Genomic DNA, 14,088 nt, shown 5'->3' on the forward strand with positions numbered 1-14,088 from the left:
ATTTTTCGGTCGATTGGCCAGTCGTCTAACATGAGAGACGCTTGAGAAGGGGAGTACGGCATGGCGCGAAATGGTGAGATGGCGCTCGGATTATACGTCTTGCAGGCGGGATATATCGAGGGAGCGTGGCGCGATCCAAGCGTGCCGGAGACTGGCGGGGTCGATATCGAGCATTATGCACACCTTACGGCTCTTGCCGAAGGCGCGGCATTTCACTTCGTGTTTCTTCCGGACAGCCCAAGTGTCGTCGAGCGAGATCATGCAGACATAGCGCGTGCAGGCCGAAACGATACGTTTGAGCCGATCACGCTGTTGTCAGCTCTTTCATCAAAAGCAAAGAATATCGGCTTTGTTGCAACAGCGACCACGACGTATCACCAGCCTTATCATCTCGCACGTATGATCGCTTCGCTTGATCACCTCTCGCACGGACGTGCCGCTTGGAATATCGTGACCTCCGGAAATAAGTTCGAGGGTGCAAACTTTGGTGATGAGGAAATTCCAGAGCATGACGCGCGCTATGAGCGGGCCAGAGAGTTCGTAGGCGTCATGAAGGGGCTTTGGGACACATGGGAAGATGACGCCTTCGTTCGTGACAAGCAAAGCGGAATCTTCGCCGACACGGCCAAGCTGCACTTCCTCAATCACCGCGGAACCTATTTCTCGGTTAGGGGCCCACTGAATATCGCGCGGCCCCCTCAAGGCTATCCTGTACTCGTTCAGGCTGGCTCATCCGAGGCCGGAGTCAAATTTGCTGCAGAATTTGCTGAAGTCGTCTTCACGGCACAGCCATTGCTTGAAAGCGGCAAGCGGTACTATGCAGATCTAAAGGAGAAGGCTCGCGGGCTGGGGCGCGAAGACGATCAGGTGTTGGTCATGCCTGGCATTGTCCCGATTGTTGGAAGGACCAGGCAGGAGGCCTCCGATAAGCTTAGGAAACTGCAGTCCTATACTGATCCAGACGTCATGATGGAGACCGCAGATCGATGGCTGGGGTTCGTCTCCGACCTGCGTGCGATCGATATTGATTCGTTAGTTCCTGCCACTTTGCCGGAGACGAATTTCATTCAGAGCCGCCAGAAGGTGCTCCTCGAGGTAGCTGCACGCCAAGGAATGACCTGGAGACAGCTGATCCGCTTGATATCGGATTCGCGCGGACATCTCATGGCGGTAGGGACGCCTAATGAGATAGCCGACATCATGATCAATACCTACGATCAATATGCGGCCGATGGATTCAACCTTATTCCCCCCATCGTTCCGAGCGGGCTCAAGGATTTCGTGGAGCTCGTCGTTCCCGAATTGCGCCGCCGCGGTAAGTTTAGGTCGAAAAGCTCCGGGCAGACTCTTAGAGAGAACCTCGGGCTCAAGCGGCCAGACAATCAGTTTACACGAGCGGCGTAAGCTATGCTTTGGCTACCTGGACGCAGGTCGCGCTGGGCGCTGATTAAGAGGAACCAGCATAGCTCGAGCCGGAGGTTCAGAATCGCCGCCGTCGATTTGAAGCGGCACGCGAGGCCGCTCCGGCTCGTCTGCGCCCGTCGTTAGCTACAAGCATGGCCTTCTAAGTTACTTCCTATTCCGGCACTGGCGGGCCGGCTTGCGTCCCCTAGACATCGGCTTGGGGGGCATCGCATCGTTAGCCGGCTCCGCGAACAATTCGGACAAGTGAATACTCAAGGTCGCGGCGATACGATCCAGGAGATCAATGGTCGGGTTCTCCTTCTTCTGCTCAATGCGCCCCATATACGAGCGGTCGATCCCGGCATCATAGGCCAATTGCTCTTGCGGAATGCCGCGCTCTACGCGGATCCGGCGCACATTCCAGACCACAAGCGCACGAGCGTTCATGCGCAAAGGCAGCCATTCCGACGATTATGAAACCACTGGTGATAGCCACACTATTACGATAAGCTCACACCCAAGCAATTGGCTCTCCTGGCACTATTGCTTCTAGGGAGCAGGCCACCGTGAGACGCAGATGTCATGGAGTTTGTCGTTTTCGGATGCCGTCGACCCATCACAGGCGCGCTTACGGTGCGAGAGCTCGCTACTGGCGGGAGAGCAAAATGAGCCCAGAGGTAAGGCGCTTTTTCTGGGCGTCGCGACCAAATAGGGCGGCCGTCAGCTGGAGCTCCAAAAGTGAACGAGTTCTTTCCACTTGGCTGCCTTTAGGCCGCAGTCTTTCCCCAGCGTGCGGGAAAACGACAGGTGTCCATTCCGTTCCGGCAGGGTGAAGAGCAAGGACGGCCTAAGCTGTGCAAATCCGCGAGCGGTCGCGGTATGGACTGCGAGTAGAGCCCGGGCCGATGAAAGAGCAAATGCCCAGAATGGAGTCACTAGGTCATTGTGAGCCGATATGCGCTCGCAGTTACGACGAGGGAAAAATAGCTTGGGACCGCGACGATTCGAGCGGTCCCAAAATGGCCCCAAGTCCGTTATTGTTGCTCCGATTTCAATAGAGTTTTCAACTTGGTAGGAGCTTCAGGGAGTGTCGGCCGATCCGAAGATCGCAGAATTGGCGCCAAGCGCGTACGAGCTCACGTCATACGACAAGGAGCACGCTATCACCTATATGCGACTTCTCGATGCCGACGCTGACAAGGCCGATTGGCGCGAAATCGCGCGCATTGTGCTGGGACTTGACGCGGCCCTTGAACCGGAAGGCGCGCGACGCACCTTCGAAAGTCATCTGGCTCGGGCCAAGTGGCTAGCGAGCCACGGCTATCGTGATCTGCTCCGAGGTGGTTGGCCCAAGGAATGAACAGGGCTGAGCAGGATCGGCAGAATTCCTAGCAATCGCAAAAGAAGATCGTGCCATCGATTAAGTGCATGCAAAGCGAGCGCACGGTACGCATGCAGCCGTAAAGCGCCACAATCATCGGCTGCAGTTCGCCGCGTGTGAAGATCATGCGGGAAATGGAGAGATGCCGAATACTGATTGGAGATCTGAGGAGGCATACTGCGGCCTCAAGAGCGCAGAAGCGGCTGATCTGGCCTGGGAGTGGCTGCGCCGAGATCGCGACTACCAAGAGGATTATAGGCGGTTATCTCTCCGCGAACGTTCAAGCGCACCGGCGGGCCAGTTCCGCCGGAAGTGGGGGCTCTCGTTTTCCAGCTGATCCGCAAGAGGCTTTCGACAAGCAAGCAGTCTTCTGGGCGCCCGAGGTGCTGTCGACCGTACTGCCTGTGCGGGCGGCCAACCGTATGGCGCCTAAGAGCTACCAGCTGGACGTCGCCAATCTGCCGGGCAGCGAGGTGCGTCGCGCGCCGGACGGATGGCATGCGATCGTGCCGCTCGGCGGCGCGAACCATCGCCTTTTCCTGAGCAAGCTTCCCGTGGGCGGGTCTGCTGTCATCCTCGATCTGCCGCTCGATGCGAATTTAGAGCTTCGCTTGCAGGCCGCAGGTCGATTTTATCTCGCGCTTGAGCATCGGCCGCTCGGCACGCCTCCTCTTGCTTTGCCGGCTTTGAAGCAGCGGCGGCTGATCCTGGCGCTGCGCGCACTGGATGGATGGCAGGAAGGAAATAGCTATCACCAAATCGCGCAAGGCCTGTTTGGAAGCCATCGTATTGCTGAGCGGGGCTGGAAAACAGACGATTTGCGCAGCCGAACCATTCGACTTGTTAAACTGGGGCGGCGCCTCATGCGCCTTCGCTGCCGCGCATTCCTCCACAAGGGCAGACGCAGGAACGACAGTTCATGAGCTCTTCAAAGATAAATGGCATACTCCCGTTCTGCCAGCCAATTCGCTGGCCGGCGAGATACACGACGGCCGATAGGATGAGATGTCTGCCTCCTGATCCTTCACTGTTTGGCGTCTGGATGGCTGCAACAAAGGAAGGCTTTCTTCGTAAGCTTTGACGGCTTTGCTCGGATGGGTTTTCTCAAGTTGAGCGCGCTGAACTTGCAGCTATCAGACGGTGAAGGACTACGTTGCGGCGGGTGGGGCGAAGGGTTCAAGTCGCCTGAGCGGCCGAATCGTCTGGACGGCTGTTAAACGCCATCCGAACTACCCGTCATATTGCCTTAGATGACAATGTTACCGAAGCGAACCTTGACGTCTCCTGAATTGGACCGTGGAGTCCGAGCAAGCCGCTCGCGAAGCGCGCGCTCCAGAGGACCGTCGCGAGCGAGCGGCTTGTGGTGATTCGGCGAACGAACCTGTTGGGATTAGATACCACAACACGAAGCTTGGACTGACAGTGTGACCTCTGTGCTGCTGATGAGCACTCGAGCGGCTTGACCGCCAATTCTTCACCAATCGCCGCACCGTACGCCGCTGACGGCCGCCGAACCGACCGGGCGCGGCGCTGCCAGCGGGAGAGAAGATCGACCGCGGACAAACGCGGAGCCGCGGCAAGCCATTCCTCGACGATGGGATGTAGGGATCGAGCATCGATGGCCGACGTGGCACGGGCCTGCGCCGCACATAGTGTCGTCGATAGATGCCCCGCTGCTCACCCTCTTTTCAACCATCGCCGAGCTCCCGGGCCAAGGCCGCCAAGTCGCTTGCACGACAGCAATCGCTGGCTTTCCAGCCGCTGATCAACGCGCTTGCCCAGCTCATTTTGAGCGCCCCGCATCTGTGCCAGCAATACCACCGGATCAAGTGTGCGTTTGAATGCCTCATCAAAACTCGGGTGGACCAATGCTCCTCCGTACGGTGTAGCGGGAGGAAGATAGCTCGATCACCTTGGCACCTTCGCGGTGCTTCTCTCCTTCAGCTTAAACGAGGGCTGAAAGAAATTGATGTGCAGCCGTGCGGCCGCAAACAGGCGACCTAATGAGCAAGGGGAATCAATGGCTTCAAATCACTCGTAGCGCACCAGGCGGCGGACGACTGCTCCGTTCTTTTGTTCCACGAATGCCTGATCGTTCTTCTTGTAGGCCCTGGAACGAGTGACTTCAACCTCGTGAGAGCGGCACCACGACACGACCGTGTCGGTTCATGAAGGCACTGTCGTCGTCAAAATCGAGCCTGCGAACGGGCCAGGTAAATAGGTTCTGCGCGCGCTCGATAGCCTCGACCATAAGAGCTGCTTCACGCACGACGGGTGGAAAGCATTCGGTCCACCCCGTTGCTATATCGACCAGCGTTAGCGTCTAATGAAGGCGCCGGACACGGACATGCCGTCGTGGCGACCAGATCCGCTTCGCAGTACCCTCCTGGCAGTGATCCCCAGTCATTGAATGTACGCACCGGGACTTGCCGCCGTACGGCGCTGGAAAAGCCTGTGCGCCGTAGGCTCCGCCGGCTGATGTGATCCCTACGTCGCTCAGCAGGCGATTCATCCTCGCAGCGCTCACCCTCAAGACCCTCCACCTCACATCGGCAGAAAGCTTCAAACTGCCGTGCCGTTCAAGAGGCGGAAGCAAGAACGGATTATGGCGACGAGCCGCTTACTGCAGAGCCCATCAGATCGTCCCATAGCACAATTAGGGCTTGCGAATGGAAGCTCCGGACGTCCGGCCTCGCCGCCGCGGCACGGCCGATCTCGGAGCCTTGTCCACTGACAGTGCTCGGATCGCGTGCTTGCGATCCGATCCCGCAACGGCGCACAGCTCGTCCAGAATCCGTCCCTTCTCTAGCCGCCCGCTCGCCTGATAAGTCCCTCCAGCGCTGATGTAATCTCGCGCTTTGCGCGCATGCTGATCTACCCAGCCATAGGCGCCACGGAACTGATTCGGCAGCTTCGCTCCCAGACACGATAGGGAAGTTGTCGGGTAATATTTTTTGCGATGCAATGCTCCCCCTTTTTGTCATGAAGAACTGCTCACCCTCGGGTTCATGATCTCCGCTGAAGGTTGGCTCCGCCGCTAAACGGACGGAAGGTGGCGAAGCCGACCGGAGAACCGGCAGCGCGGCCGCCTTGATGAGACCGCGTTTTCACTTGGCGCGGAGCCCATAGCTGTCGTCGAGGATGGTCAGCATGTGGCTGTGGTGCAAGAGCCGGTTGAGGATCGCGGTGGCGACCACTAGATAGGCGAACACGATGCCACATTCGGCAACGCTGCGGTTCGATGTGATCAGAATCGCACCGCTTTCGTAGCGCCGGATGAACAACTGGAAGAACAGATGCGCCGCGCCGGGCTCCAGCAGCAGGTAGCCGAGTTCGTGGACGATCAGCAACTTTGGCTTTGCCAGCGCGAGCAGTTTTTCGTCCGGGCGCCGCTCACCACGCGCCTTGGCGAGGCCAGCGACCAGCGTAGCCGCGCTTGTGAATTGCACCGAGTAACCGGCCAGGATCGCCTCTCGCCCGAGCGCGGCGGCCGAATTGCCGACGCCCGGCGGACCGAGCAGCAGCATGCCTTTGGCGACCAACGTGACGCGGCCAGGTCGCGGATCTGCTCCGGATCGATCGGCGTCTGAGCCTCGAAGTCGAAGCCCGCAAGCTCCTTCCACGGCCAGGAAGTGTGCCAGTTTTAATGCCATCTCGATGCGGCGATGATCCTTGCGCACAATCTCGCGCTCGCGCAGCAAGATCAGCGCTCACGCTGACAGGTTCGCACGCGCCGCCTCAGCGGGTCGGTGGGGACTTCGGTTGTTCTGTTTGCGCGCGCCATCGGGAAGACCGATCGCGATTTGGTAAGCTGCATTCCATCACGATTTCGCAAGCAGTCGCGGCATCCCGCAAGAAGGGGGCAGGGGTGGTGAAAGGCATGGTTGGCTCCTCGCAAGCTCCTCTTTTTTCTTTGGGTATATTCATCGATCAGAGTTAGCGCGATCACTCCAAAGCCGTGAGATGTGAGTGTTGAGGCTGATCTAAACAGGCCGACCACCTCGAGCGCGGCCCACATCCCGGCGATCTCCTTCATCACCGGATTCCCCGTGGAGCCACGCCCGGCGCGGGATAGAGACAACAAGATGTTTGGCTTCCTGCTGTCGAAACGCCTCGCGCACCGGAAGGTGGCTTGAAATTCCCTCGCGATATGCTCGTGTCGAAACGGCACCTCCGGTCGCAGTGCCTCGCTGCTGATCCGCACCTCCTTAGCGTGCCGTTTGCTTTGCAGAGTCGCGCCTTTATTCGTGCGTCTCGGGGGGGGGCGGGTGCAGGATTCCTTCGTGCGTTGCGGGCAATTGAGTGAAATTCCTCTTTGGCGACCAGCTACCGTTGCTGAAGGTTCAGCGTGGTCGTGCGGCTCTTAAACTATCCCCCTAGTGGGTGGATGCGCCACGCCTAATCGTTCTTGAGGGGGTGAAACATGACGATTTCTCGGCGTGACATTGTTAAGGCGGGCGTGCTCGCAGGAGCAGCTCTCTCGGTTCCATCGATACTGCGCGCGCAACTAGCGTCTGCTGTCAAGCGGACTGTGAAAATGGTGAACGGCAACATTACCAACTTCGACCCATATTCCACGACCGCCTACAAAACTGTCGACCACGGCTTGGCGATTTACGACATGTTGTTTGCGCTCGACTCAAAGCTCACTCCTCAGCCGCAAATGGTCGAAAAATGGAACGTATCCGACGACAAAAAGACCTATACGTTCGAGCTTCGAGACGGCTTGGGCTTTCATGACGGAACCCCTGTCACTGCCGCCGACTGCGTGGCCTCTATTCGCCGGTGGGGTCAGACTGCCGGCGGAAAAATGGTCATGGGAAGGACCAGGGATGTCTCTAAGAAAGATGACAAAACGTTCATGATCGCTCTCCGAGAGCCGCTGGAGATTTTGATCGATCAAATGGCAGATTCCGCGAACTACCTCCTGTTCATCATGCGCGAGAAAGATGCGGACCGCCCCCCCGCGCAGCGCGTAACTGAGCATATCGGATCGGGTCCATTCAAGTTCAACAAGGCGCTTTTCCAGCCGGGCGTGAGGTATGTCTACGATCGAAACGAAAAGTACGTCCCGCGACATGAGCCACCCAGTGGATTGGCCGGCGGCAAGATCGTCAAGATCGATCGCGCCAATTGGGAAGCTATCGGTGATATGCAGACGGCCTTGTCGGCCTTGCAAGTTGGGGAGCTTGATTTTGTGAGCGACCCGGTGGCTGAGTTTTATCCGATGATCGAAAATGATCCCAATCTCGTGCTCGATGATTTGCACAAATCGGGCGATAACTATTTTATCAGCATAAACTCTTTGCAGAAGCCATTCGACAACGTGAAGGCGCGCCAAGCGTTGCTGCATCTGGTTGATCAGGATGCGTACATGCGGATTCTTAATCCAAATCCGAAGTACAATCGTTCCATAACATCGTTGTTCGGAACCGGCACTCCATATGTCAATGATGCTAACACCGCATGGTACAAGAAAGGCGGTGATCCGGAAAAGGCCAAGCAGCTCCTCAAGGAAGCCGGATATGCTGGTGAGAAGGTCGTCATTCTCCAACCGACGAACTGGCCTCAAGGTAGTAATACCATGCAGCTTCTGGCTCTTACGCTACGCAACATAGGGGTTAACGCCGAGCTTGCACCAAGTGACTGGGCAGCGCTTGTCGAGCGTCGGTCGAACAAGGGCCCCGTGGAGAACGGCGGCTGGAGTCTCTACCCCACGAGTAGCATCGATATTAGCTTCGGCACCCCGCTCTCATCAGAGCGATTGGCTATGAATGGATCCGCCAATGGATGGGCGACGAACGGCGAATACGAGGCTCTTCGGCTCCGATGGGCGGATAGCACGCTCGAAGAGCGTAAGGTGCTGGCGCGCAAGATGCAGCAAATCTGGTGGGATAGCGTCGGCTTCGTTTTCTTAGGGCAAACGATCACGCCCATTGCGCGCCGTAAGACGCTCACGGGCCTCATCAGCTACCCGGCGTTTCTCCCGATGTGGAATATGCAGCAGGGAGCTTAAGCCGTGGTAGGCACTTATGTCCTCCGCAGACTGGTCGCGGCCATCGCAGTCATGGCGATGGTCGGCATTTTCATCTTCTTGCTTCTGAGGCTGGTGCCCGGCGATGCGGCGGCTATGATCGCTGGCACTAATGCCACACCACAGATGGTTGCCGACATCCGCGAACAATTGGGACTGAACGAGCCATTGTCGATTCAACTCGCCTATTGGGCAATGGGGATCTTTAGCGGAAACCTCGGCAATTCGATTTTTGCGGGGCTACCAGTTCTCACCTTGGTCTCGCAGCGCCTAGAGCCGACCATTTCGCTGTCGATCTTGACCATGATCGTTTCAGTCACGGCGGGGGTGTCCTTCGGCATTTTCGCCGCGTGGCGCGCCGGCGGCTTTGTCGATCGAATGCTCACCGCGTTCTCGACTCTTGGTTATTCCGTCCCAGTGTTTGTCGTCGGCTATTTCCTCACATATTCGTTTGCCATGAAATTTCGCTGGCTTCCCGTTCAGGGATATGTGCCTATAGATCGTGGCCTCGGGCCCTGGTTCGTGCATCTGATTCTGCCGACTGTGGCTTTGAGCTTGTCCTATGTTGCTTTCATCGCCCGGATCACGCGGGCTAGCATGCTCGAGGTACTCTCGGAAGATTATATGCGGACGGCGGCGGCCAAGGGCGCCTCGACTTATGCCGTGCTTTTTCACTATGCTTTGAAGAATGCGGGCGCCCCGATCCTCACCGCAATCGGCCTAAGCTTCGCCTGGCTGATCGGTGGCGTGGTGATTACTGAGACAGTATTCAACCTGCCTGGTATTGGGCGTCTGGTCGTCGATGCGATCAATAATCGTGACTATCCGGTCATTCAGGGCGTGCTGATCCTCGTTTCTGGGCTCTACGTCCTCATTAATCTCGCAGTCGATCTTGCGTACCGGCTGATCGATCCTCGCATTCGGTATTGATATGACTCTTCTTTCTGCATCGATTGACGCTGCGCCGACGGCGTGGCTGCGATCATCCGATTTTCCCCGTCTGGGGAGGCGGCACCCCCTGGTCCTTGTCGGCGGCGGCCTATTGGCGCTGGCAATCCTCACGGCGATTTTTGCGCCGTCTTTCGCCAGAGACCCAATGAACATGGATCCGTTTAAAACGCTGCAGCCGCCCTCGGCGGCAATGTGGTTTGGAACGGATCATTTGGGCCGCGATGTCTTTGCGCGAACGTTGTTTGGCGCCAGAATCTCACTCACCGTGGGATTGATGGTGGTGGCGAGCGCGGCTCTCAGCGGGCTTCTAATCGGTGTCATCGCCGGCTACAATCGCAGCTTCGATAGTATTATTATGCGGGTCATGGATGGCTTGATGGCGATCCCGACGATTCTCTTGGCCATGGCGCTCGTTGCTCTCGGAGGCTCCGGGTTTAGTATCCTCATCGTCGCTATCACGATTCCCCAGATCCCCAGCACCGCGCGGTTGGTTCGTTCCGTGGTCCTGAGTGTTCGGGAGCGTCCCTATGTGGAGGCCGCGCTCTGCGGTGGTGCGTCCGTACCGAAGGTGCTTTGGCGGCATATCCTCCCAAACACCATTCCGGCGCTTATGGTCCAAAGCGCCAATATCTGCGCCTCGGCCATCTTGACTGAGGCTGGGCTGAGCTTCCTCGGCGCAGGCGTGTCGCCCGAGATCCCTAGCTTGGGGAATATGATCTCAACTTCTCGGTTGTATCTCGGCATAGCCCCACTGACGGTCTTCGCTCCTGGCATTTGGCTTGCGATCACGGTCCTTGCCGTCAATCTACTCGGGGACGGCCTGCGCGACTTGTTCGACCCACGCTTGAAGCGCAGATGGTGACATACGAATGCAAAACACGACTGGCGACAACTTGCTTCTAGATGTCCGCGACCTCGAGACACACTTTTACGGCGAAGAAAGTGTTACTCGCGCCTTGGGAGGTATCAGCTTCCAAGTGAAGAAAGGTGAAACCTTGGGCGTTGTCGGCGAGTCGGGATGCGGCAAGAGCGTCACTGCGCTCTCAATTCTTCGCCTCTTGCCGAAGCTGACAGCGAAGACCGTGGGCGGGGAGATACTCTTTCATGGACGCGACCTCCTGAAACTGTCGGAAGCCGAGATACGAACGATCCGCGGTAACAGGATTGCCATGATCTTCCAGGAGCCCATGACGAGCCTAAGCCCAGTTCACACCGTCGGTCACCAAATCGCTGAGGCATTGCAAATCCACACCAAGGCCTCCCGCTCCGAGGCGATGGCAAAGTCGCAGCAGATGCTCCATCTCGTCCGCATCGCAGACCCCGAGCGTCGCCTTGACAGCTATCCCTATGAAATGTCAGGCGGTATGCGCCAGCGTGTCATGATCGCGATGGCTCTTGTCTGCTCACCCGAACTGTTGATTGCAGACGAGCCAACGACTGCGCTTGACGTCACCATGCAGGCGCAGATCCTGCGGCTGATCATCGATCTGAAACAGCGCATAGGAACGGCCGTGATGTTCATCACGCATGATCTGGGCGTTGTGGCAGAGACGTGCCAACGCGTGATTGTCATGTATGCCGGCCGGATCGTAGAGCAAGCAAGCGTATTGGACTTGTTTGCACGCCCTGCGCATCCCTACACCCAGGGCCTGATGCGCTCGGTGCCTGATCAGCGGCACGGCCGGCGGCGACGCCTTCCAGAGATTCCTGGCATTGTACCAAGCCTGCGCGATTCGATCGTCGGCTGCAGCTTCGCTCCGCGGTGTCCGTTTGTGATCGACATTTGCCGCGAGAAGGCGCCCATCATGCGCGATGTCAAACCGGGTCATGCCGCGGCCTGCTGGCGCTCCGAAGAGGTCTCGGGAGCATGAGTAATCCGCTGTTAAAAGTCGAGAACCTCACCAAATATTACGGGCGCGGAACGGGCTTCCTGACGAAGACCGAACCGGCAGTGCGGGCTGTAGAGGATGTCTCCTTCTCGGTGGAGGCTGGAGAGACGCTCTGCATCGTCGGTGAGTCCGGCTGCGGCAAGTCCACTGTCGCACGCCTCTTGATGCGGATCGTAGAGCCGACGGCCGGACGCGTCATCGTTGATGGGGTTGATATTGCGGGTCTCAAGACGCACGCGCTTCGTGCATGGCGTCGTCGAATGCAAATGGTCTTTCAGGATCCTTACTCGTCACTTAACCCGCGTCTCACCGCCGGACAGATCATCACCGAGCCGGTTGAGAATTTCGAGCGGCTCAGCCGCAGGCAACGCCAAGCGCTTGCGGCGGAGCTTCTGCGGAAGGTCGGAATGGCTCCCGATATGATGCACAGGCTCCCATCCGAGTTCTCGGGCGGGCAGCGGCAGCGGCTAGGCATCGCGCGCGCACTGGCCCTCCAGCCCTCACTTATCGTCGCAGACGAGGCCGTGTCGGCGCTTGACGTCTCCGTGCAGGCACAGATCCTGAATTTGCTCATGGACCTCCAGCAGCAGCTGGGCATCGCCTTCGTCTTCATCTCGCATGATTTGAGTGTGGTGGAGCACATCGGCCATCGGGTCGCGGTCATGTATCTTGGGCGGATCGTCGAGCTTGCCTCGTGCGAGGCTCTCTTTGCTATCCCCGTCCATCCCTATACTGAAACACTAATCGCGGCAGCTCCAGTGCCGGATCCCACGCGAGTTCGGCAGGCGGTGCCGGTGGAGGGCGAGGTGCCAAGTCCACTCAATCCGCCAAATGGGTGCACGTTCCACCCGCGCTGCCCGATCGCGGTCGAGCGTTGCCGCGTCGAAAGGCCGCCTTTGGCGCCGATGGCAGACGGTCGCGTTGTGGCCTGTCATGTGCGCGCTCCCGCGCTGGGCATTTCCGGGAAGTCGATCTGACGCTTTAGATGAAATGCTATTTTCGGCCGGGCGGAGCGATTTTCATGAACACTCACGGTGCGGTCGTTTCCTTGTGAAACTCGAGGATCCCCTGCCGGTAGGCGACCTAGTCGAGGCGAACAAGAGCGTTTCGAAGGCTAGCGGAGCGTTAAAAAAGGACTACTAATGGAATTAAGCGAATATGCTGATTATGACGCGACCGGGTTAGCCCCTCTTGTGCGCGGCAGAGGACGTTACGCTCCACGTAGAATTCGATGACGGTATTAATGCGACGATTGACCTCGTCGTGCGCATTGCAAGCTAGCTGCGTCAGTTCCAAGCGCCGCTCCAGAAGATGAACCTCGCGCGGAGCGCTCCAGATTCCACGGATTGCCGGTGATGCCGTGGAGAATGGACTCGCTCATCCCAGATGTACCGAATCCCGGCAGTGTTGTTCTTCCGACAATACGAAATGATCTGAGGCCGGCAAACTGGACCATTTGTGGCTAGAGTTCTCGCTGCCGAATCCCTCGGCTGGGAGGAGCGATGGACCATCAAGGCCTCGAAGTTTTCAGACGCCCAGAAGGCGTTCATCCTGAAACAGGGCAACGACGGGGTTGCGGTGGCGGAGATCTGCCGTAAGGCCGGGATCAGCCAGGCAACCTACTTCAATTGGAAGAAGAAGTATGACGGGCTGCTGCCGACCGAGATGCGTCGGCTGAAGCAGCTCGAGGACGAGAACGGCAAGCTGAAGAAGCTGGTCGCGGCCTGTCGCTCGACAAGGAGATGCTGCAGGACGTGATCCGCCGAAAGCTATGAAGCTTGGTCGGAAGCGCATGCTGGTCGACGCGGTCCGCAGCGAATGGCAGGTCTCGATCCCGCAGGGCCTGTGACGCTCTCGAATTTGACCGCTCGACCTACCACTACAAGTGCCGTCGCTCCGGCCAGGCTGCCCTCGAACAGAAGATCAAGGAGATCTGCCATGTTCGTATCCGCTACGGTTATCGTCGTGTTCACGTGCTGCTGCATCGTGAAGGCTGGCGCCATGGCCAGAACAAGACGCGGCGGATCTATCGCGACTTGGGCCTGCGATTACGCAACAAAACGCCGAAGCGCCGGGTCAAGGCCAAGCTGCGCGATGATCGCAGGCCGGCCACACGATCGAACGAGACTTGGGCGATGGACTTCGTCCATGATCAGTTGGCGAGCGGACACAAGCTTCGCGTCCTTACGATCATTGATACCTTCTCCCGCTTCTCGCCGGCCCTGGCGCCGCGATTCACCTTCCGCGGCACCGACGTCGTGGAGGTGTTGGAAAGGGCCTGCAAGGAAGTGGGGTTCCCGGCAACGATCCGCATCGATCAAGGCAGCGAGTTTGTGTCGCGTGATCTTGACCTGTGGGCCTACCAGCGCGGCGTCACGCTGGACTTCTCGCGGCCCGGCAAACCGACCGACACGGATGTTGTAGACAAG

The 14,088-nt window shown here is 58.2% G+C and carries 12 protein-coding genes and 1 pseudogene; 10 read left to right on the forward strand and 3 right to left on the reverse strand.

Annotated features, from left to right (window positions below; genetic code table 11):
* The first annotated feature begins 60 nt into the window (after nucleotides 1-60).
* Entirely contained in the window at nucleotides 61-1,404 is a 1,344-nt protein-coding gene (locus ABIA45_RS36540; RefSeq protein WP_404655276.1) for an LLM class flavin-dependent oxidoreductase, read from the forward strand.
* Nucleotides 1,405-1,569: 165 nt separating this feature from the next.
* On the opposite strand, the gene ABIA45_RS36545 is transcribed toward ABIA45_RS36540, so the two are convergent.
* Nucleotides 1,570-1,851, reverse strand: coding sequence for a helix-turn-helix domain-containing protein (locus ABIA45_RS36545; protein ID WP_404655278.1), 282 nt, complete (start codon nucleotides 1,849-1,851; stop codon nucleotides 1,570-1,572).
* A 640-nt stretch (nucleotides 1,852-2,491) separates the two neighbouring features.
* Between ABIA45_RS36545 and ABIA45_RS36550 the strand changes: the two genes are divergently transcribed.
* The 3 genes from ABIA45_RS36550 (at nucleotide 2,492) to ABIA45_RS36560 (ending at nucleotide 3,708) form a co-directional block, all read left to right on the forward strand.
* Nucleotides 2,492-2,764 carry a DNA -binding domain-containing protein gene (locus ABIA45_RS36550; protein WP_404655280.1) on the forward strand — a complete coding sequence of 91 codons (273 nt, stop codon included), beginning with the start codon at nucleotides 2,492-2,494 and terminating at the stop codon, nucleotides 2,762-2,764.
* 163 nt (nucleotides 2,765-2,927) lie between these two features.
* On the forward strand, nucleotides 2,928-3,122 hold the full coding sequence (locus ABIA45_RS36555) for a transcriptional regulator domain-containing protein (protein WP_404655282.1): 195 nt from the start codon (nucleotides 2,928-2,930) through the stop codon (nucleotides 3,120-3,122).
* Between the two features lie 46 nt (nucleotides 3,123-3,168).
* A complete protein-coding gene (locus ABIA45_RS36560) occupies nucleotides 3,169-3,708 on the forward strand; it encodes a DUF2285 domain-containing protein (RefSeq protein ID WP_404655283.1) in 540 nt (179 codons plus the stop codon).
* Between the two features lie 2,184 nt (nucleotides 3,709-5,892).
* Here the strand turns inward: ABIA45_RS36560 and ABIA45_RS36565 are convergent.
* Nucleotides 5,893-6,486: an ATP-binding protein gene (locus ABIA45_RS36565; RefSeq protein ID WP_404655284.1), complete on the reverse strand. Its 594-nt coding sequence runs from the start codon at nucleotides 6,484-6,486 to the stop codon at nucleotides 5,893-5,895.
* 722 nt (nucleotides 6,487-7,208) lie between these two features.
* Here ABIA45_RS36565 and ABIA45_RS36570 point away from each other — a divergent pair.
* From ABIA45_RS36570 to ABIA45_RS36590, 5 genes are read left to right on the forward strand one after another with little or no spacing between them, the layout of a single operon-like run.
* Nucleotides 7,209-8,801: an ABC transporter substrate-binding protein gene (locus tag ABIA45_RS36570; RefSeq protein ID WP_404655285.1), complete on the forward strand. Its 1,593-nt coding sequence runs from the start codon at nucleotides 7,209-7,211 to the stop codon at nucleotides 8,799-8,801.
* A gap of 3 nt (nucleotides 8,802-8,804) precedes the next feature.
* Nucleotides 8,805-9,749 (forward strand): ABC transporter permease, encoded by a 945-nt coding sequence (locus tag ABIA45_RS36575; RefSeq protein WP_404655287.1) that lies wholly within the window; start codon nucleotides 8,805-8,807, stop codon nucleotides 9,747-9,749.
* Between the two features lies 1 nt (nucleotide 9,750).
* Nucleotides 9,751-10,632: an ABC transporter permease gene (locus ABIA45_RS36580; protein ID WP_404655289.1), complete on the forward strand. Its 882-nt coding sequence runs from the start codon at nucleotides 9,751-9,753 to the stop codon at nucleotides 10,630-10,632.
* Nucleotides 10,633-10,639: 7 nt separating this feature from the next.
* The gene (locus ABIA45_RS36585) at nucleotides 10,640-11,641 is read left to right on the forward strand and encodes an ABC transporter ATP-binding protein (protein WP_404655290.1); all 1,002 of its coding nucleotides are present in this window, start codon (nucleotides 10,640-10,642) and stop codon (nucleotides 11,639-11,641) included.
* The gene (locus tag ABIA45_RS36590) at nucleotides 11,638-12,636 is read left to right on the forward strand and encodes an ABC transporter ATP-binding protein (protein WP_404655291.1); all 999 of its coding nucleotides are present in this window, start codon (nucleotides 11,638-11,640) and stop codon (nucleotides 12,634-12,636) included. Before ABIA45_RS36585 ends, ABIA45_RS36590 begins: the two co-directional genes overlap by 4 nt.
* 263 nt (nucleotides 12,637-12,899) lie before the next feature.
* Here the strand turns inward: ABIA45_RS36590 and ABIA45_RS36595 are convergent, their stop codons facing one another.
* Nucleotides 12,900-13,115 carry an amidase family protein gene (locus ABIA45_RS36595; protein ID WP_404655292.1) on the reverse strand — a complete coding sequence of 72 codons (216 nt, stop codon included), beginning with the start codon at nucleotides 13,113-13,115 and terminating at the stop codon, nucleotides 12,900-12,902.
* Nucleotides 13,116-13,168: 53 nt separating this feature from the next.
* Here ABIA45_RS36595 and ABIA45_RS36600 point away from each other — a divergent pair.
* Nucleotides 13,169-14,085 (forward strand): annotated as a pseudogene (locus ABIA45_RS36600) (IS3 family transposase); the annotation flags it as partial.
* Between the last annotated feature and the right edge of the window lie 3 nt (nucleotides 14,086-14,088).

This window comes from Bradyrhizobium sp. USDA 336 (assembly GCF_044908355.1).
GTDB lineage: Bacteria > Pseudomonadota > Alphaproteobacteria > Rhizobiales > Xanthobacteraceae > Bradyrhizobium > Bradyrhizobium yuanmingense.

What these genes read in the sequence shown, in the direction of transcription:
- ABIA45_RS36540 (WP_404655276.1), top strand. Translation starts at nt 61, where the DNA reads ATGGCGCGAAATGGTGAGATGGCGCTCGGATTATACGTCTTGCAGGCG.
- ABIA45_RS36545 (WP_404655278.1), bottom strand. Translation starts at nt 1,851, where the DNA reads ATGAACGCTCGTGCGCTTGTGGTCTGGAATGTGCGCCGGATCCGCGTA.
- ABIA45_RS36555 (WP_404655282.1), top strand. Translation starts at nt 2,928, where the DNA reads ATGCCGAATACTGATTGGAGATCTGAGGAGGCATACTGCGGCCTCAAG.
- ABIA45_RS36570 (WP_404655285.1), top strand. Translation starts at nt 7,209, where the DNA reads ATGACGATTTCTCGGCGTGACATTGTTAAGGCGGGCGTGCTCGCAGGA.
- ABIA45_RS36580 (WP_404655289.1), top strand. Translation starts at nt 9,751, where the DNA reads ATGACTCTTCTTTCTGCATCGATTGACGCTGCGCCGACGGCGTGGCTG.
- ABIA45_RS36585 (WP_404655290.1), top strand. Translation starts at nt 10,640, where the DNA reads ATGCAAAACACGACTGGCGACAACTTGCTTCTAGATGTCCGCGACCTC.
- ABIA45_RS36590 (WP_404655291.1), top strand. Translation starts at nt 11,638, where the DNA reads ATGAGTAATCCGCTGTTAAAAGTCGAGAACCTCACCAAATATTACGGG.
- ABIA45_RS36595 (WP_404655292.1), bottom strand. Translation starts at nt 13,115, where the DNA reads ATGGTCCAGTTTGCCGGCCTCAGATCATTTCGTATTGTCGGAAGAACA.